General features: G+C 65.5%; 1 protein-coding gene. It reads left to right on the top strand.

Annotated elements, in window-relative coordinates; genetic code table 11:
• Nucleotides 1-29: 29 nt before the first annotated feature.
• Nucleotides 30-438, top strand: a 409-nt coding sequence (locus tag AACY52_RS31560; RefSeq protein ID WP_339561588.1) for a TolC family protein, incomplete at its 3' end; no start/stop codon positions are given.

Below are 438 nucleotides of genomic sequence, written 5' to 3'. Positions count from 1 at the left end.
AAGCTGCATTCGAGTTAGGCGAACGCCGGATGGCCGACGGCCTGACAGGTGCACCGAAAGGCGCCGGGCCGACATATGGCTTGTCGATTATGCAGCCGCTCGACTTTGCCGGACGCGGGGCGCTCCGTCGCGCCATCGCCGAGCATCAGATCGCGCTGGCGCGGCTCGGTCTTGCGCAATTCGACGCAACGCTAGAAAGCCGGGCACGCTCTTTGGGATATGCCTTGTTCGCGGCCGAGCGGAAAGCCGCCGCGGCACGCGACGTTGCCGCGCGGATGCGCGAGCTTGCACGCGTTGTGGAGCAGCGGGATCCGGCGGGCATCGCCACCACGCTGGACACGGCCATTCTGGATGCGGGTGCCATCACGGCGGAGCGAAATGCCGCGATGGCTGATTCCGAGACCAGCACGATCGTCTACGAACTGAATCAACTTCGCG

Origin of the sequence: Pseudomonas sp. EA_65y_Pfl1_P113 (assembly GCF_963970525.1) — a bacterium.
In the GTDB taxonomy this organism is placed as follows: domain Bacteria; phylum Pseudomonadota; class Gammaproteobacteria; order Pseudomonadales; family Pseudomonadaceae; genus Aquipseudomonas; species Aquipseudomonas tritici.
The sequence above is the reverse complement of the archived record's forward strand: the minus strand, read 5'-3'. Positions and strand labels throughout refer to the sequence as shown.